The organism is Shinella sp. HY16 (genome assembly GCF_028534175.1).
Lineage (GTDB): Bacteria > Pseudomonadota > Alphaproteobacteria > Rhizobiales > Rhizobiaceae > Shinella.
Map to the genome: position 1 here is coordinate 1,538,505 of NZ_JAHYXL010000001.1, position 16,217 is coordinate 1,554,721.

A 16,217-nucleotide genomic window follows, 5' to 3' on the forward strand; every position below is an offset into this window, starting at 1 on the left:
GCAAGCTTCGCGCAAGCTTCGGGGCGTAGGCCGGTAGCGAAGCAGAAACTTCCACGCAGGACGCCGGTTTTCCAAGGGTGCGGCCGTTCCGATGGAGAGGGAAATGCACGTCTCGAACAGGATCGCCAGCAGCTCGACCAGCGACAGCCTCGCGTATCTCGCGACCAAGGCTGCAGGCAAGGTCGCCGAAGAAAGCGCCGAGGCCGGCTCGACCGCGCATCTGGCTGGCGGCAGCTATGATCCTTCCGCCCATGTCGGCCTTTCGGTCGATGCGCTTCTGGTCCTCAGCGTCGCCAGGGAAGAGACGGCTTACAGTCAGCCGGCGCTTACCGAGGCCGAGCGCGAGAACCTGGATACGGCGGCGCTGGAGCAGCGCGAACATGCGGCGTTCGGCCACTTCCTGGCGGAAGGCGACCGCAAGGCCTATTACCGTGCCTATATCGAATATTTCGACAGCATGCCCGTCGAGGACCAGCGCAGCGCCCGCTATGCCGGTACGCGCGAGCCTGCCGTCGCCGCGCTTCGCGCCATCGCCTACAATGAAAGCGCCCTCGACATGACGGCGCCCGATGCCGCCCTTGAAAACGTGGTGGCCACCGATGACAGGGCCGCCCGGCGCGCGACCCCCATCTCCGCGATCTTCCAGCCGAGCCAGGCGGATTTCGAGAACGCCGCCCGCGTCGTCACCAGCCGTATCTCCCGCGCCGACACCATGTACGCGACTGGCTTCTGATCCGTTACCGTGGCCCTCTTGCCACGGTGCGGGCGCGCCATGGTTATCAATTCATCAAAAAAACAATGCGGATAGGCCCGCTTTAACCGGGCAGTAACTCTAACGCGCTTTAATCGGTCCACATCAAGTAGCGTACCGATTGGGTAGTCACATGCGTAAGAGTGTATCGCCGAGTTTTGCCAGGACCGCGACCCGCCTCGTGGTTGCCGCCTTGCTGGCCAGCGTCGCGACCGGGTGCAGCTCGGACGTGTCTCGTTTTGGCGGCCTCTTCTCATCCTCCGGCCAGGATAACATGACGACGAGCTCGGTCCCGCGCCGCACGCTCCTCGGCGGCAATCCGGTTCCCCGTGGCAATGTCGGCAACGGCCAGCAGTTCGCGACGGCCGACCAGCTGGGGTCGCGCGAGGAAGCGCTCAATCAGCCGTTCCCCGATCAGGGCGCCGTCTCCTACGATCCGATCAACACCGCGACCACTGGCGGTTCCGGCACGCGGCTGGCGACGACGCCGATGAGCGTCCAGCGCGGCGAGCTTGGCGATCCGACCGCCGGCGCCCGTCAGGCCGCCGAGCGTGAAGTCGCCCTCGGTCAGCAGATTCCGGAGCGCAAGGCGAAGGCGATCGTCGGGGATGCAGACACTCTGACGACGGCAACCGTCAACAAGGGCAAGGCCGGCTGGTCGACGGCGAACGCGCCGGTCGTCATGCTGCGCCAGGGCGAAAGCGTGAAGACGCTCGCCAACCGCTACGGCGTGCCGGAAAAGGAAATCCTCGCGGCCAACAACCTGAAGCGTGCATCCGACGCCGAGCCGGGCCAGAAGATCGTCATCCCGACCTTCAGCACCACGGCAAGCGCCGCCAAGGCCTCGACTGACAGCACGCTCAAGGTCGACAACAAGCTGCCGACGCCGGAGCGCAAGGGCGAGCAGAACGTCGCCATCCTGCCCACCACCTCCAGCCGTGAAAAGCTGAAGTCGGAAAGCGGCCAGACGAATTCGAACGTCGCCGATGCCGGTGAGGGCAAGGGCAAGGGGAGCTACGAAGTGAAGCCGGGCGATTCGCTCGCCAAGATCGCGCGCAGCAACGGCGTCTCCGTCGATGCGCTGAAGAAGGCGAACGGGCTCACCACCGCGTCGATCCGCATCGGCCAGAACCTGGCCATCCCGGCCGGCGGCAGCATGGCTGCGGCCGAGACGACGACCGACAAGACCGTGACCGCATCGGTTCCGGTCAAGAAGGAAAAGGCTGTCGAGACGGCGGAGAAGAAGCCGGAAGCCTACAAGGCGCCGGTGAAGACCGTTTCGGTCACCGAAGTGGCGGCGAAGTCCGACGTGACGGACGAAGCGCCTGAATCCACGGGCATCGGCAAGTATCGCTGGCCGGTGCGCGGCGCGGTCATCGCGGGTTACGGCGCGAATGTCGAAGGCAACCGCAACGACGGCATCGACATCTCGGTTCCCGAGGGCACGCCGATCAAGGCTGCCGAAAACGGTGTGGTCATCTATTCGGGTTCCAGCCTGAAGGAACTCGGCAACGCGGTTCTCGTGCGTCACGACGACGGCACCGTCACGGTCTATGGCCATGCCGGCGAGCTGAACGTCCAGCGCGGCCAGAAGATCCAGCGTGGCCAGACCGTCGCGACCTCGGGCATGAGCGGCAATGCCACCCGCCCGAAGGTGCACTTCGAGGTGCGCAAGAACGCCACCCCGGTCAACCCGATGACCTTCCTCGAATAGGGTCGGGCGAAACGGCACCGCGGAAACATCGAACGGACGGCTCCTTCACGGGCCGTCCGTTTGTCGTTGCGCGGCGCGATTGCCGAAGGCCTCGCGATAGGCGGCGGGCGTCGTCGAAAGATGCAGGCGAAAATGGTGACGCAGCGTACCCGTTGTGCCGAAGCCGGCGAGCGCTGCGATCTCTTCGACCGAGGTGTTGGTTTCCTCCAGGAGGTCGCGCGCCTTGCCGAGGCGTTGGGCGAGCAGCCAGCGGGCAGGCGTCATACCGGTCGCAGCTTCGAAACGGCGGAGGAACGTGCGCTCGCTCATGCCGGTGCGGCGGGCGAGCGTCGCCACGGAATGATCCGCGCCGAGATTTTCCCTGATGTGGTCGAGCAGCGGGCCAAGCCGGCTTTTCTCGTGGGCGCGCGGCACAGCCTGCCGGATGAATTGGGCCTGGCCGCCGTCGCGATGCGCCGGCACGACCAAGCGCCGCGCCACCAGGTTGGCCGCCTCCGTACCAAAATCCCGACGGATGAGATGGAGGCAGAGATCGAGCCCCGCCGCTGTTCCTGCCGAGGTGAGGACGTCGCCGGCATCGACATAGAGCACGTCGGGACTGACGCCGATTTCCGGATGCCGTTCGGTGAGGGCGTCGGTATAGCGCCAATGCGTCGTCGCCGCCTTGCCGTCGAGCAGCCTCGCCGCGGCGAGCACGAAGGCGCCGGAGCAGAAGGAAAGAATGCGCGCACCGCGCGCATGGGCCGCCCGCAGCGCCTCGATCAGCGCCTGCGGCACGGGCGAATCGATCCCGCGCCAGCCGGGTATGACGATCGTCCCGGCCTCCGCCAGCAGGGCCAGCCCGCCATCCAACTGAAAGCGCAGTCCGCCGGTGGCGCGCATCTCGCCTTCATCGACGCCCGCGACGGCAAAACGATACCAGTTCTCGCCCATTTCCGGCCGCGGCAGCGCAAAAATCTCGGTCGCGATGCCGAATTCGAAGGTGCAGAGCCGGTCGTAGGCAAGTGCGACGACAAGGGGATTGGCAATCGGGCGGAGGAAAAGCGTGTTTGGCATGATCTTGATCCTATATGGCGATCCTGCCATCTGCAAGGCGCGCGGAAAACCGGCTAAACACCTCCCATCGCCAGCAAGGAGAGAGACCATGAGCCATGTCACCGACTACGCGGCAGCCCCGTCCACCGCCGCGATCGAGCATTTCCTGAAGCGCCTTTCCGTCGAGACCGATTGTGCCGATGTCGCCGCAGCGCTGAAATCGGGGGACCAGGATTTCGTGCTGCTGCATGTCGTCGGCACGCCGGAGGCTTATGCGCGGCGGCATGTGCCGGGCGCGCTGCACCTGCCGCACCGGGAGATTTCCGTGGAACGCATGGCGGAATGGCCTGAGGACACGCTGTTCATCGCCTATTGCGCCGGTCCTCATTGCAACGGCGCGGACCAGGCGGCGCTGAAACTCGCGCGGCTCGGACGGCCGGTGAAGATCATGATCGGCGGCATCACCGGTTGGGCCGACGAGGGCCAGCCCTTCGCCGCCGGCGCCGCGCCGGGAAGCCTCCTTTCGGTCGCTGCCGAATGAGCGGCGGAGAGATCGTCGTCCGGCCCTTCGAGCCGCAGGATGTCGACGCCGTCTGGCGGCTGATGCGCGATCTTGCGGTCTTTGAGGGCTATATCGACGCCTTCGCGGTCACGCCCGGGGATCTGCTGGCGTTTGGCTTCGGCCCTGCGCCGGCCTTCGGCGTGTTCGTCGCCCTGAAAGGCGAAACGATCGCCGGTATTGCCGTACACTATCGCATCCCTTGGACCTTCGACCTGCGGCCCGTCGTGGTGCTGAAGGAGCTTTACGTTGCGGAGGGTTTTCGCGGCGCGGGCGTCGGACAGGCGCTTTTTGCGCAACTGCGCGCCTATGCGGCCGGGATCGGCGCTTCCGCCCTGCGCTGGACGGTGCTGCCGGACAACGAACCGGCCCGGCGCTTCTATACTGCCGAGGGCGCAGCGCCGGATGCGGCCTGGGAGCATTGGACCCTCCCGCTACCAGGCCGAATCTGAGAAAGTCCCCGCAAAACACAAAGACCGGAGGCCCTCTTGATTACCTGCTATCTCAGATATGTCATCGATCCGCACAAGTTGGCGGAGTTCGAAGAATATGCCCGTGCCTGGATCCCCATCGTCAACCGCATGGGCGGCACGCATCACGGCTATTTCCTGCCCAGCGAAGGGGCGAACAACATCGCGCTGGCGCTCTTCAGCTTTCCGAGCTTTGCCGCCTACGAGGACTACCGCACGCGTATGCTGACCGATCCCGAATGCGTCGCGGCCTTCGAGATGGACAAGCGCAACCGCAGCATCGTGAGCTACGAGCGAAGCTTCCTGCGCCCGGTGTTTTCCTGAGCAAGGAAAAAGCCGGCTCATTGTTGAGCCGGCTTTTCGTCATTTCGCCAGCGGTTTGCCCAGCCTGCCTGCAAGATCCTGGACATACTGCCAGGCGACGCGGCCGGAGCGCGAGCCGCGGGTGGTCGACCATTCCAGCGCCTCGGCATGCAACTGCTCTGACGGGATGTCGAGGTCGAAATGCCGGGCATAGCCGTCGATCATCTCGAGATATTCGGCCTGGCTGCACTTGTAGAAGCCGAGCCAGAGACCGAAACGGTCGGAGAGCGAAACCTTCTCCTCCACCGCCTCCGACGGATTGATCGCCGTCGACTGCTCGTTCTCCATCATGTCGCGCGGCAGGAGGTGCCGGCGGTTGGACGTGGCGTAGAGCAGCACATTGTCCGGACGCCCCTCGACGCCGCCGTCGAGTGCCGCCTTCAGCGACTTGTAGGACGTGTCGTCATGGTCGAAGGACAGGTCGTCGCAGAAGATGATGATCGGGCAGGGCGCTTCCTTGAGAATATCCATCAGCGCCGGCAGCGTGGCGATGTCCTCGCGGTGCACTTCGACCAGCTTCAGCTTGCTGCCGGTTTCCTTTGCGGCAAGCGCATGGACGGATTTCACCAGCGATGACTTGCCCATGCCCCGCGCGCCCCAGAGCAGCACGTTGTTGGCTGGCAGGCCGCGGGCGAAACGCACGGTGTTGTCGACGAGGATGTCACGCACATGGTCGACGCCGCGGATGAGATCGATCTCGATGCGGTTCGGCCGCTTGACCGGCTGAAGGTGCTGGCGGGCCGGCGACCAGACGAAAACCTCGGCGGCGTTCCAGTCGTTGACGGCGGGGGCGGGGCCGGCGAGGCGTTCCAGCGCGGCGTTGATGCGGCCGATTTCGGCGAGCAAGAGCTTGACGTGATCTTCCTGCAATTTCTCTCTCCTCATGCGTCCCTGCCGGGTAGCATGCGGCGGCGGGTCGCGAAAAGGGGGAAAGCGCTTGAAAACAGGCCACTTCGCAAGGTCGTGTGTTGCATTCAAGGCCCGCTTGCCTATATTCCGGCAACCGAAACGGCCCTGGAGGCCGCACGAATTCAAGATTTCAAGGAGTAGTTGATGTTCATTACCGAGGCCTTCGCGCAGACGGCGGCACCCGGCGGTGCAGGCGGCGCAGACATTCTGATGTCGGTCCTGCCGTTCCTGCTGATCTTCGTGGTGATGTATTTCCTCATCATCCGTCCGCAGCGCGCTGCCATGAAGCGTCGCGATGAGCTTCTGAAGAACATCCGCCGCGGCGACCAGGTCGTTACTGGCGGCGGCATCGTCGGCAAGGTCACCAAGGTCGTCGACGACAACGAACTCGAAGTCGAGATCGCCGAAGGCATCAAGATCCGCGTCGTACGCAGCGGCGTCAGCGAAGTCCGCGTCAAGGGCGAACCCGTCAAGGAATAACTTGGCCTGCCGCCTGGCCGAGCGAATGTGCCCGGCCGGACGGCCCGACTGGTTTTCAGCCGGCGGCGCGCCGGATTAGTCGAGATCGCGATGCAGCAATCCGCCCGCTGGAAGACCTTTTCCCTCTGGCTCGTCCTTGTGGCGAGCCTTCTTGTTCTTCTGCCGAGCCTTTTGCCGGCACGGATGTCGGTCGGCCTTCCCGGCTGGCTGAGCGAGCGTCGCCTCGCCCCCGGCCTCGATCTTACCGGTGGCTCCCGCCTGGTGCTGGAAGTCTCGCGCAGCGACATCGCCGCCGAACGGCTGCGTGCCGGCGTCGAGACGATCGGCAACGCGCTTCGCGCCGCCCGCATTCCCTATAGCGATCTCAACGGCGCCGACGACACGATCGAGGTGACGGTTTCGGCGGCCGATCGCCGTGACGCGGCCCGCGCGGCGCTCGCCGGTCTCGATCTCGGCACGCTCAGCGAGCCGGAGGCCGGCCAGTTCCGCATCGTGCTTTCGGGCGAAGCGGTGGACAGCGCCGTCAGCGCGGCTTCGCTCGGGGCGGTCGATGCCGTGCGCCGCCGCGTCGAAAGCCTTGGCATTCCCTCGCTGCTCGTCGCCCGCGGCGACCGCGATCGGATCACCGTCTCCATGCCGGGCCTCACGGATCCGCAGCGCGTGAAGGACATGCTGGCGCAGGTCGGCCGTCTCTCCGCCCGGCTGGTGGACGACAGTGTGCCGGTCGACCAGGCGATCGAGAACGGCCCTCCGGCCGGATCCGAAGTGCTCTACTCCACCGGCGAGCCGCCGGTCGGCTATCTCGTGCGCCAGGACGATCTTTTCACCGCCGTCGACGTTGCCTCCGCACAGCCGGCAGCCAATGGCGAACCCTTCATCGAATTCGTGCTGAAGGGCGAGGCCGCCGAACGGCTCGCAGCCTTCACCCGCAACAACAGCGGCCGCACCGTCGCCATCCTGCTCGACGGCCAGGTGATCTCCACCTCGCGCATCCAGGGCGCCATCACGGACGGCGTTGGCCGCCTCTCGGGTGATTTCGACGCCGAGGGCGCGGCGAACCTCGCACGCGTCATCGCCAGCGGCCCGCTGCCTGCGCCGCTCACCATCATCGAGGAACGCTCCATCGAGCCGGTGCTTGGCACGACCTCGGGCGACACGGTCGTTGTCGCGCTTCTCGTCGCCGTCGCGGCCGTCGTCGCCTTCATGACCTTCTTCTATGGCGTGCTTGGCGTCATCGCCTCGCTGGCATTGTCCTTCAACGTCATCCTCACCTTCGCCATGCTGGCGCTGATCGGCGCACCACTGTCGCTTTCCATGATCGCCGGTATCGTGCTCACGGTCGGCATTGCCGTCGATGCCAGCGTGCTGATCTTCGAGCGCATCCGCGAGGAGGTGAAGGGTGGACGCGAGCTCTCCCGGTCGGTTCTGGTCGGTTTCCGCCGTGCCCGTGCCACGGTGCTCGATGCCGCCGTCACCATGTTCATCGCCATCGCGGTCCTCTTCCTGCTTTCGGCCGCACCGGTGCGCGCCTTCGCGCTTGCCGTCGGTATCGGCCTTTTCGCGACGCTCATCACCACCTTCACGCTGACGCGCCGCCTTGTCACGGTCTGGCTCAACCGCAGCCACGCGACGCACCTGCCGAAGGGCGTGCGCTCCGGCTTTTTCGACAGCCTCAATCTGCGTTTCATGGCGGTGCGCAATGGCGTCTTCCTGCTGACGGCGGTGCTGTCGCTCGCCATCGCGGGCCTCTTGGTCGCCGGCAAGCTCAAGCTCGGCATCGATTTTACCGGCGGCGCGGCGCTGGAGGTGCAGGCGAAGGCCGGCAACGTGGATCTCGACGACATCACGGCCCGCCTGAACGATGCCGGCGTCGATGTGCTGAACGTCACGAAGCAACGCGATGCGCGGCACGCGCTGGTGCGGATGACATCGGCGGGCGAGGGCGAGAACGCCGAGCAGACCTCCGTGCTGATTGCCCGCGGCGAGCTGGAGGACGATTATGATTTTCGCCGTGTCGAGGTGGTCGGCCCGGCGATCTCAGGCGAATTGATCGATACCGCGACCCTCGGCTTCGTCGTCGGTTTGCTCGCGCTCGTTGCCTATATCTGGATCCGCTTCGAATGGCATTTCGCCATCGGTGCGATCATCTCGCTGGCGCATGACGTGTTCTTCACACTCGGTTTCCTCGCGCTCGCCAAGATCGAGTTCAACATCAGCGCCGTTGCGGCGCTGTTGACGGTCGCCGGCTATTCGCTGAACGACACGATGGTCGTTTACGACCGTGTTCGCGAGAATCTCCGGCATTTCAAGCAGATGCCGCTGCCGATCCTCATCGACGACGCGATCAACCGCACGCTCTCGCGCACCGTGCTCACCTCGGCGACGACGCTGATCGCGCTCGCCGCGCTTGCGCTGTTCGGCGGTGAGGCAATCGGCACCTTCGCGCTGACGCTGCTCTTCGGGGTGGCGATCGGCACCATATCCTCTATCTATATCGCCGGACCGGTCCTTATCCTGTTCCGCCTCCAGCCGGAGCGCTACCGCCCGGGCAAGGGCGGCAAGGGCGCGGCTCCGGAAGCGACGGGAGCCAATGGCTAAAGGCATCGAAATCCGGGAGGCGCATTTCCCCGGCCGTGCGCCGATCGACGCATATGGCAACGGCGGCTTCCGCTTTGCCGACATGTCGCATCGCGGCTCCATCCTCTGCCTGCCCTCGGGCATCCATGGCTGGGACAAGGAGGAGGGCGCGCCGCTGACGCTGGCCGACCTCCAGCGCGTCCTGGACGAGGCGGGCGAGATCGAGGTGCTGCTCGTCGGCACGGGCAAGGAGATCCGTCCGCTCTCGGCCGAGATCAAGGCAGCGCTGACGGAGCGCAAGGTGCGTTCCGATCCGATGAGCACGGGCGCTGCCGTACGCACCTTCAATGTCATGCTGGCCGAAAGCCGGGCCGTCGCCGCAGCGCTGATCGCGGTGTGAATTTTGCCATGACCGATATGCGGCAAGACCCTTATGCGCACTGTCTGGCGATGCTCCGCGACACCGACCGCGACCGTTACCTCGCCTGCCTGCTGGCCCCGGCGGAAAAGCGTGGTGCGCTTGCCGCGCTCTATGCCTTCAATGCCGAGATTGCCCGCGTGCGCGACGTGGTGCGCGAGGCGCTGCCCGGCGAGATCCGCCTGCAATGGTGGCGTGACGTGCTCGAGGGTACGGCCGAGGGCGATGCCATGGCCAATCCGCTCGCTGCCGGCCTGATGGCCTGCGTGAAGGAACATCGGCTGCCGGTCGCCGTGCTGACGGACATGACAGAGGCGCGCATCTTCGACGTCTACAACGACCCGATGGAAAGCCGCGCGGCATTCGAAGGCTATGCCGGTGAAACCGCCTCGGCGCTGATCCAGCTTGCAAGCCTTATCCTCGATCCGGCAAGGGCGCCCGAATCGGCGGAGGCTGCCGGCCATGCCGGCGTGGCGCAGACCGTCGCCGGCACCCTGCTGATGCTGCCGATCCACCGGCGGCGCGGCCAGGTCTACCTGCCGGCCGATCTTCTTGCCGCCACGGGCCTGACACCGGAAGCCCTGCTTGCCGGCAACGATACGGCCGCGGCGGCGCGGGCGGTGGATGCCTTTGTCGGTCTCGGCCGGGAGCACCTTGCCAAGGCACGGGCCGCTGGCGGCGTTTCGCCGGCCAACCGCCCGGCCTTTCTGCCCGTCGCGCTCGTTCCGCCTGTGCTGGGCGCTGCGGAGAAGGCCGGCGAAGCGGTGCTTGAGCGCTCCCTCCAGCCCGCCCAATGGCGACGGCAATGGTGGATGTGGCGTGCGCTGCGCCGCGGCCCGTTCTAACTCGGCGGGGTTCCCGTTTCTTCGCGTGTCGCGTAAAATTGCGGTGTCCGGTCGGCGCTGCCTCTTGGGCGCCTGACAAGACGCAAAACTGGCGCAAGCCTTGTCCGCTACAGCGGCAGGACGTTTTTCGCGGAGGAATCGCGCCGATGCTCTGGACCATCACCATCGCCTGCCTGCTTTTGGCCGGCCTCGTCTTCCGTCAGGTGTTTCGCCGGGATGAGGAGCAGGAGATGGCCGGCGAGGATGCGGGGCTTGCGATCCTTGAATTCGGCCGTGCCTTTCCCGACGAGGCGATTCGCGAGGTCATCACCACCGCGGACAGCCGCACGGTGTTCCTGCGCCTGCATGACGGCAAGGCCGGATGCATGCATGCCCATGGTCACCACTATTCCTGCCACAGGATCGAGCCCGGCACCGTGCGCGTCGAAAGCGCCGGCCCGAAGCGCCTCGCCGTGAAATTTGCCAATGCCGCCTTCGAGGGCGGCGTCTTCGAATTCCGCGACGAACGGGAGGCCGCGGAGGTCTCGCTCTGGCTGCTCGGCAGCTTCATGCCGGCCGTGGCCGGGCGCGGGGCCGAGACCGCAGGCCAACAAAACTGAAAAGGCGGGGCCAATCGCCCGTGGAACGACGTTGCGTCCTTTTCCTTCTCCTCAACGGGGAGAAGGGGCCCGAAGGGTCGGATGAGGGGCGCGTGCGACGGCTTCCGCCTAGCCCCCTCATCCCGCTGCCGCGACTTTCTCCCCGCAGGGGAGAAGGGGCAGGAGGCGTGCTCCCGGCCTCCTGTGCTATCCTGCATTTTGACGATGCGGCCGAGGGGTAGCCGTCCGGAGAATCAGCGACCGAGCCAGCGGGCGCAGTCTTCGAGCGCCCGTGCGGCCGTCGCCTGTTTCTTGGCGAGGGCCTTGTCCTTGCCACGGAACCGCTTGACGCCGTCCGGCTTCGTCACCGTGCCCGGCTCCAGCGGCGGGAACAGGCCGAAGTTGACGTTCATCGGCTGGAAGGAACGTTTGCCCGGTTCGTCGTCCGAGACGATATGGCCGCCGGTGATGTGGCCGAGCAGCGAACCGAAGGCTGTGGTTTCCGGCGGCAGTGAGGGCGTTTCGCCGCGTCGTTCGGCAACCGCGAACCGGCCGGCGAGCAGGCCGATGCTGGCGCTCTCCACATAACCCTCGCAGCCGGTGATCTGGCCGGCAAAGCGCAGGCCCGGGCGACCCTTCAGCGTCAGCGAGCGGTCGAGCAGCGTCGGCGAATTGATGTAGGTGTTGCGGTGGAGGCCGCCGAGGCGAGCGAATTCCGCATTCTGGAGGCCGGGAATCAGGCGGAAGATCTCGGCCTGGGCGCCGTATTTCAGCTTCGTCTGGAAACCGACCATGTTGTAGAGCGTGCCGAGCGCATTGTCCTGCCGCAGCTGCACGACGGCATAGGGCTTGACCGTCGGGTTGTGCGCATTGGTGAGGCCCATCGGCTTCATCGGCCCGTGGCGCGGCGTTTCGCGGCCGCGCTCCGCCATCACCTCGATCGGCAGGCAGCCGTCGAAATAGGGCGTGCCCTCCCATTCCTTGAAGCCTGTCGTATCGCCGGCAATCATCGCGTCGATGAAGGCGTTGTACTGCGCTTCGTCCATCGGGCAGTTGATATAGTCCTTGCCCGTGCCGCCGGGGCCGACCTTGTCGTAGCGCGACTGGAACCAGCAGATGTCCATGTCGATGCTGGCCGTGTGCACGATCGGCGCGATGGCGTCGAAGAAGGCGAGCGAATCGGCGCCGGTGCGGGCCTGGATCGCTTCGGCGAGCGACGGGGCGGTGAGCGGCCCGGTGGCGATGATCGCCTGGTCCCAAGCCTCCGGTGGCAGACCGGTGACCTCCTCGCGTATGATGGAAATCAACGGGTGGCCTTCGAGTGCGGCGGTGACGGCGGCGGAAAAGCCGTCGCGATCGACGGCGAGGGCACCGCCGGCCGGCACCTGGCTGCTATCGGCCGCGCGCATGATCAGCGAGCCGGCGAGCCGCATTTCGGCGTGCAGCACGCCAACGGCATTGCTCGTCGCGTCGTCCGAGCGGAAGGAGTTGGAGCAGACGAGTTCGGCAAGGCCGTCCGTCTTGTGGGCATCCGTGCCGCGCACCCCGCGCATTTCATGCAAGATGACGGGTACGCCGCTGGTCGCGATCTGCCATGCGGCTTCCGAGCCGGCAAGGCCGCCGCCGATGACGTGGATGGGAGCGAGGGAAGAGGTCTGTGTCATGGGCGGTTCGTTACCATGCCCGCGGGCTGCTTTCCATCACGGAGATTCAAAAGCCCGAATCAAAAACGGCACCAGATGGTGCCGTTTGAAGCGTTCCTCGCGCGTCGCCGTTTCCGGCCGCAGCGGTGGAAACCGGCTATGTCTTAGCGGAAGGAACGGGCTGCGATGTCGCGGATGTCGTAACGGGTCAGGCCGATGTCGGACAGCGTGTGGTTCGACAGGTTGCCGAGTTCGTTCATCGTGCGGCGGTAGGAAATCCAGTTCTTTGCAATGCGGATCGGGTTCATCGTCTTCTCCTCGAAGGGTTGGCCGGGAGGTCTGTCTCACCGGTGTGTGAGCTCTATATAGGCGATACCCTTATTAATGTGCAGTGCAAAGAAAATGCAGCTGCTATGCATTTGTGCAATAAGACGACCACCAATCGGGCAGGTGATTTTGCTGCGGGCAAAGCACGCAGAAAATGCCGCTATTCCAGGCAGATAGAAAGCTTCATCGTACTGGGCGGCTTCTCTGCCGAATGTCGCATGGGGGGAAATTGCGACATTGTGCGGCGCAAAAAGACAGGCAAACAAAAACGCCCCCAGGCGGGAAGCCTGAGGGCGTTCGAAACAGGACCGCTAACGGTCGTTCGGCTTAGTTGGCAGCCTTGCGAGCGATGTACGGAATATCGCTGCGGCCGATGCCGAGGTCGCGGAGTTCCCGGTCCGACATGCGGCCGAGTTCGTTGACGGTCTGACGGTACTTGCGCCAGTTGTTGAAAGAGCGTGCCAGGTTCATGTTCTTACCCCTTTCTTGGGCTTCCTACTGGGCGGCCGCTCGTCCTTGGCGCCGCCCCGATCTGATGAATTGGAATATACGCTGCGCCGCCGAAAAGAACAGCGCTGTTACAGCACGGCACCTATGCGTTTTGAACATGTCAAGCGGAAATTTCGGCAAAATTCTGGCCAAATTTCGGGCTTTTGGCCACAAGGGTTAAGATCGCTATGCGTCAGAGGTTGGGTGCGGTGCAAAAAAACAAAACCCGCCGGGGGAGGAGATCCGGCGGGCTTTGCTGATATCGATTGGCAGCCTGGGAGGAGGAGGGAGGGCCGCCAATCCTGTCGGGGACGTTGGGAGGAGGAGATCGCCGCCCGACCGATGGGAATGATATAGACCGTTCGAGCCTTGCGTTGAAGCGCAGGATGGGAATGGCACCAATGCATGTGGTGCATGCCTGTGATCGTGCAGCAGGATTTTCTGCCCGGATTTTGAGCGGAGCGGTCGATCGTGTCGAGGTGTTTGGCCGCTTTGGCGCGGCTGCGCATGCGTCTGGCGCAAACAATAACGCCCGCTGGGGGAGGAGGTCCAGCGGGCGTCACTATGAGTGATTGGCAACTGGGAGGAGGAGTGTTGCCAATCGTATCGAAACGACACTGGGAGGAGGAGTGCGTCGTTCCGAATTCTATGTCGATCCCTGTTTCCAGGGCTCGGGTCGGTCGGCATCATGCCGGGCGTTCGACCAGTCCGCCTTTCCCGTTCCTCTGTCGCCCTACGTTACGCGGCGCCTTGATTTGCGGGCCGGATCGCTTCTGATCCGATGTCTGAACTATAGCCTCGACCGTTGATTTTGTGCAGTGCAATATGAGCATGGATGATATGCGCCAACTGCATGTCCGAAACCACCGGTCCAATCGACCTGTTGAGGCTAGTTTTATCAGGCCTTTCTCTATTTCCCGTTAATCTTGGTGGTGGCGAGCCCGCCTTCAAGGGCAGAAGTGTCGAATAAATGCTCTTTTTTCGGATTTTTGCTCCGATTGCGAATTTCCAGCGGCCCTGTATCGTTCCTGTTGACAGCGCCGGAATCGGCGCGAACCGCAGGCATTTTCGAACGGAGCAGGAACGGATGTACAGGGGCAGGTTGGAGCGCGACCTCAAACGCTGGACGGCACAGGGCTTGCTCGATGCCCCGACGGCCGGGCGCCTGCTGCAGGAATACGATTCCCGCCCCAGTTCCTTCAGCCTCGGCCGGGTTTTGATGATCATCGCGGCGCTGCTCGTTTCGGCCGCGGTGCTGCTGCTCGTCGCGGCCAACTGGGAGGCGATCCCGCGGCTCGTCCGGCTCGTCGGCATCGTCGGGCTGATCTGGGGTGCCTATATTGCCGGCGCGGTGCTGATCACCCGCGGCGCGGAGCGGCTGGCGTCCGCCTTCCTTGTCTTCGGCACGCTCGCCTTCGGCGGCGCGATCGCCCTCGTCGGCCAGATGTATCATCTTTCCGGCGATACGTTCCAGGCGATGCTCGTCTGGTTCTCAGGGGCGGTCGTGGCTGCCGCGCTCTTCCGCTCGGGTGCCGTCACGGCCATTGCCGGTGTCCTTGCCTTCGTCGTTTCCGGCGCCGACTGGACGTCGTCCTACAATGTCGACGAGACGGTGCTGCTCTGGCTGATGCCGTTGATGGCGGTCATCGTCATCCTCTTGGTGCGCTATACCGGCGCGGCGCGGGTGCGGCATCTCGCCTATCTGCTGCTCGTCGCCTGGCTTGCCTTCATCTATAGCGAATACGAGACGCCCGAGACCGCCATCGCGATCGCCGGCTTCGGCGCGATCGCCTATCTCCTCGCCGCCGTGCCGCAATCGCCGCTGCATGCGTTTGCCCGCAGCGCCGGTGCTGCACCCGCCTTCTATTCCTATCTGGTGCTGGTGGTCGGCCTTCTCGTGCTGCATGCCGAATTCGACAATATGGCGAACCGCCTGTTCCTCGGCATCATCACGCTCGCGGCCGCCATTGCCGGCATTGCGCTGTCGGGCAAGGAGAACGGCGCGGTGCGCTACCTCGGCTATGCGACCTTTGCCGCCGAGACGCTCTATCTGGCCTCCGAAACGATCGGCTCGATCATCGGCACATCCGGCTTCTTCCTGGTGTCCGGCCTCGTGGTGGCGCTGATCGCCTGGGCGGTGATCGCGCTGGAGCGGCGCTTTTCCAAGGCTGAAACGAAGGCGGAGGCCTGACCCATGACCCTTTCCCGTTTTCTCCGCGTGCCGCCGCTCGTCGCCGGTATCCTTGCCGCCGCGCTGCAGACGGCCGTGCTCGGCTACATGGTCGAAAGCCGCGCGTCGATCCTGCGCAGCGGCGCCGATATCAAGCTGAAGACGCTGCCGGTCGATCCGCGTGATCTCCTGCGCGGCGACTATGTCATCCTGTCCTACCCGATCTCGACCATCCCCAAGGCGATCGTCACCGGCGATGTGCCGAAGGCGAGCGGCCGTGTACGCCTCGCCGTGCGCTTGAAGCCCGGCGCGGACGGCCTGTGGACGGCGAACGAGGCGCGCTTCGGTGATCTTGCGCCGGAAGAGGGCAGCGTCATCCTGCGCACGCTGCCCTTCGATTACTATTCCGCCGGCGACGGCAGCCTGCCCGACACCCTCTTCGTGAGCTATGGCCTTGAGCGCTATTATGTGCCGGAGGGCGAGGGCAGAGTGCTGGAGGATGCCCGCAACCAGGAGGAGCTGGAGGTGGAGGCCCGCGTTTCCGCGGACGGTACGCCGCAGATCGCCCGGCTGATCCTTCGCGGCGAGCCAATCTATGACGAACCGCTCTATTGATGGGAGCGCCCGGAAGCTCCCGCATTTTTCCTTTGATCCTCCGGAAACGGGTGATATAGAGACGCCGCGCTCGGAAGGCGCCACGGTGCGCAGCTGCGCTGCCCGTGGCAAAGCGGTTTCTGAGACGCGGGTATGGTGAAATTGGTAGACACGCCAGATTTAGGTTCTGGTGCCGCAAGGCGTGGGAGTTCAAGTCTCTCTACCCGCACCAGAGCCACCAAACGCGGAGACAGGAGGTTTCCGCGTGACGTGGAGCACAGCGACACAATTCCTT

The 16,217-nt window shown here is 64.8% G+C and carries 17 protein-coding genes and 1 tRNA gene; 13 read left to right on the forward strand and 5 right to left on the reverse strand.

Annotated features, from left to right (window positions below; genetic code table 11):
- Window positions 1–103: 103 nt before the first annotated feature.
- Both K0P03_RS07850 and K0P03_RS07855 read left to right on the forward strand, forming a co-directional pair.
- The gene (locus K0P03_RS07850) at window positions 104–733 is read left to right on the forward strand and encodes a hypothetical protein (RefSeq protein WP_023511870.1); all 630 of its coding nucleotides are present in this window, start codon (window positions 104–106) and stop codon (window positions 731–733) included.
- Window positions 734–884: 151 nt separating this feature from the next.
- Complete coding sequence (locus K0P03_RS07855) at window positions 885–2,465, forward strand: peptidoglycan DD-metalloendopeptidase family protein (protein ID WP_130516118.1); 1,581 nt, start codon at window positions 885–887, stop codon at window positions 2,463–2,465.
- A gap of 45 nt (window positions 2,466–2,510) precedes the next feature.
- Here K0P03_RS07855 and ftrA read toward each other — a convergent pair whose 3' ends face one another.
- On the reverse strand, window positions 2,511–3,521 hold the full coding sequence (gene ftrA / locus K0P03_RS07860; protein WP_272789314.1) for a transcriptional regulator FtrA: 1,011 nt from the start codon (window positions 3,519–3,521) through the stop codon (window positions 2,511–2,513).
- Between the two features lie 88 nt (window positions 3,522–3,609).
- On the opposite strand from ftrA, the gene K0P03_RS07865 reads away from it, so the two are divergent.
- Genes K0P03_RS07865 through K0P03_RS07875 form a run of 3 tightly spaced genes read left to right on the forward strand, consistent with a single transcriptional unit; the run spans window position 3,610 to window position 4,853 of the window.
- On the forward strand, window positions 3,610–4,041 hold the full coding sequence (locus tag K0P03_RS07865; protein ID WP_272789315.1) for a rhodanese-like domain-containing protein: 432 nt from the start codon (window positions 3,610–3,612) through the stop codon (window positions 4,039–4,041).
- Complete coding sequence (locus tag K0P03_RS07870; protein ID WP_050743867.1) at window positions 4,038–4,511, forward strand: GNAT family N-acetyltransferase; 474 nt, start codon at window positions 4,038–4,040, stop codon at window positions 4,509–4,511. Before K0P03_RS07865 ends, K0P03_RS07870 begins: the two co-directional genes overlap by 4 nt.
- 36 nt (window positions 4,512–4,547) lie before the next feature.
- Window positions 4,548–4,853 carry an NIPSNAP family protein gene (locus tag K0P03_RS07875; protein WP_023511875.1) on the forward strand — a complete coding sequence of 102 codons (306 nt, stop codon included), beginning with the start codon at window positions 4,548–4,550 and terminating at the stop codon, window positions 4,851–4,853.
- 39 nt (window positions 4,854–4,892) lie between these two features.
- Here the strand turns inward: K0P03_RS07875 and K0P03_RS07880 are convergent, their stop codons facing one another.
- Window positions 4,893–5,762, reverse strand: coding sequence for an ATP-binding protein (locus K0P03_RS07880; RefSeq protein WP_037406753.1), 870 nt, complete (start codon window positions 5,760–5,762; stop codon window positions 4,893–4,895).
- A 183-nt stretch (window positions 5,763–5,945) separates the two neighbouring features.
- Between K0P03_RS07880 and yajC the strand changes: the two genes are divergently transcribed.
- The 5 genes from yajC to K0P03_RS07905 all read left to right on the forward strand — a co-directional run bounded on the left by yajC (window position 5,946) and on the right by K0P03_RS07905 (window position 10,720).
- Window positions 5,946–6,281, forward strand: coding sequence for a preprotein translocase subunit YajC (gene yajC, locus K0P03_RS07885; protein ID WP_023511877.1), 336 nt, complete (start codon window positions 5,946–5,948; stop codon window positions 6,279–6,281).
- Window positions 6,282–6,371: 90 nt separating this feature from the next.
- Window positions 6,372–8,879 (forward strand): protein translocase subunit SecD, encoded by a 2,508-nt coding sequence (gene secD / locus K0P03_RS07890; protein WP_272789316.1) that lies wholly within the window; start codon window positions 6,372–6,374, stop codon window positions 8,877–8,879.
- Complete coding sequence (locus K0P03_RS07895; protein WP_023511879.1) at window positions 8,872–9,258, forward strand: Mth938-like domain-containing protein; 387 nt, start codon at window positions 8,872–8,874, stop codon at window positions 9,256–9,258. The genes secD and K0P03_RS07895 overlap by 8 nt, the downstream gene beginning before the upstream one ends.
- 8 nt (window positions 9,259–9,266) lie before the next feature.
- Window positions 9,267–10,121: a phytoene/squalene synthase family protein gene (locus K0P03_RS07900; RefSeq protein WP_050744029.1), complete on the forward strand. Its 855-nt coding sequence runs from the start codon at window positions 9,267–9,269 to the stop codon at window positions 10,119–10,121.
- 146 nt (window positions 10,122–10,267) lie between these two features.
- Complete coding sequence (locus K0P03_RS07905; protein WP_023511881.1) at window positions 10,268–10,720, forward strand: hypothetical protein; 453 nt, start codon at window positions 10,268–10,270, stop codon at window positions 10,718–10,720.
- Window positions 10,721–10,953: 233 nt separating this feature from the next.
- Here K0P03_RS07905 and trmFO read toward each other — a convergent pair whose 3' ends face one another.
- From trmFO to K0P03_RS07925, 3 genes are all read right to left on the reverse strand, one after another.
- Window positions 10,954–12,363, reverse strand: a complete 1,410-nt coding sequence (gene trmFO / locus K0P03_RS07910; protein WP_050743869.1) for a methylenetetrahydrofolate--tRNA-(uracil(54)-C(5))-methyltransferase (FADH(2)-oxidizing) TrmFO — start codon at window positions 12,361–12,363, stop codon at window positions 10,954–10,956.
- A gap of 143 nt (window positions 12,364–12,506) precedes the next feature.
- Window positions 12,507–12,650, reverse strand: a complete 144-nt coding sequence (locus K0P03_RS07915) for a DUF1127 domain-containing protein (RefSeq protein WP_023511883.1) — start codon at window positions 12,648–12,650, stop codon at window positions 12,507–12,509.
- 346 nt (window positions 12,651–12,996) lie between these two features.
- Window positions 12,997–13,140 carry a DUF1127 domain-containing protein gene (locus K0P03_RS07925; RefSeq protein WP_024270460.1) on the reverse strand — a complete coding sequence of 48 codons (144 nt, stop codon included), beginning with the start codon at window positions 13,138–13,140 and terminating at the stop codon, window positions 12,997–12,999.
- A gap of 1,105 nt (window positions 13,141–14,245) precedes the next feature.
- Between K0P03_RS07925 and K0P03_RS07930 the strand changes: the two genes are divergently transcribed.
- The 3 genes from K0P03_RS07930 to K0P03_RS07940 all read left to right on the forward strand — a co-directional run bounded on the left by K0P03_RS07930 (window position 14,246) and on the right by K0P03_RS07940 (window position 16,154).
- A complete protein-coding gene (locus K0P03_RS07930; protein ID WP_272789317.1) occupies window positions 14,246–15,349 on the forward strand; it encodes a DUF2157 domain-containing protein in 1,104 nt (367 codons plus the stop codon).
- A gap of 3 nt (window positions 15,350–15,352) precedes the next feature.
- Window positions 15,353–15,943 (forward strand): GDYXXLXY domain-containing protein, encoded by a 591-nt coding sequence (locus K0P03_RS07935; RefSeq protein WP_272789318.1) that lies wholly within the window; start codon window positions 15,353–15,355, stop codon window positions 15,941–15,943.
- Between the two features lie 126 nt (window positions 15,944–16,069).
- Window positions 16,070–16,154 (forward strand) — tRNA-Leu (locus tag K0P03_RS07940).
- Window positions 16,155–16,217: the final 63 nt, after the last annotated feature.

Bases quoted from the DNA above. Each gene is read 5' to 3' on its own strand.
- K0P03_RS07850 (WP_023511870.1), top strand. From the start codon at position 104: ATGCACGTCTCGAACAGGATCGCCAGCAGCTCGACCAGCGACAGCCTC.
- K0P03_RS07855 (WP_130516118.1), top strand. From the start codon at position 885: ATGCGTAAGAGTGTATCGCCGAGTTTTGCCAGGACCGCGACCCGCCTC.
- ftrA (WP_272789314.1), bottom strand. From the start codon at position 3,521: ATGCCAAACACGCTTTTCCTCCGCCCGATTGCCAATCCCCTTGTCGTC.
- K0P03_RS07865 (WP_272789315.1), top strand. From the start codon at position 3,610: ATGAGCCATGTCACCGACTACGCGGCAGCCCCGTCCACCGCCGCGATC.
- K0P03_RS07870 (WP_050743867.1), top strand. From the start codon at position 4,038: ATGAGCGGCGGAGAGATCGTCGTCCGGCCCTTCGAGCCGCAGGATGTC.
- yajC (WP_023511877.1), top strand. From the start codon at position 5,946: ATGTTCATTACCGAGGCCTTCGCGCAGACGGCGGCACCCGGCGGTGCA.
- secD (WP_272789316.1), top strand. From the start codon at position 6,372: ATGCAGCAATCCGCCCGCTGGAAGACCTTTTCCCTCTGGCTCGTCCTT.
- K0P03_RS07895 (WP_023511879.1), top strand. From the start codon at position 8,872: ATGGCTAAAGGCATCGAAATCCGGGAGGCGCATTTCCCCGGCCGTGCG.
- K0P03_RS07900 (WP_050744029.1), top strand. From the start codon at position 9,267: ATGACCGATATGCGGCAAGACCCTTATGCGCACTGTCTGGCGATGCTC.
- K0P03_RS07905 (WP_023511881.1), top strand. From the start codon at position 10,268: ATGCTCTGGACCATCACCATCGCCTGCCTGCTTTTGGCCGGCCTCGTC.
- trmFO (WP_050743869.1), bottom strand. From the start codon at position 12,363: ATGACACAGACCTCTTCCCTCGCTCCCATCCACGTCATCGGCGGCGGC.
- K0P03_RS07915 (WP_023511883.1), bottom strand. From the start codon at position 12,650: ATGAACCCGATCCGCATTGCAAAGAACTGGATTTCCTACCGCCGCACG.
- K0P03_RS07925 (WP_024270460.1), bottom strand. From the start codon at position 13,140: ATGAACCTGGCACGCTCTTTCAACAACTGGCGCAAGTACCGTCAGACC.
- K0P03_RS07930 (WP_272789317.1), top strand. From the start codon at position 14,246: ATGTACAGGGGCAGGTTGGAGCGCGACCTCAAACGCTGGACGGCACAG.
- K0P03_RS07935 (WP_272789318.1), top strand. From the start codon at position 15,353: ATGACCCTTTCCCGTTTTCTCCGCGTGCCGCCGCTCGTCGCCGGTATC.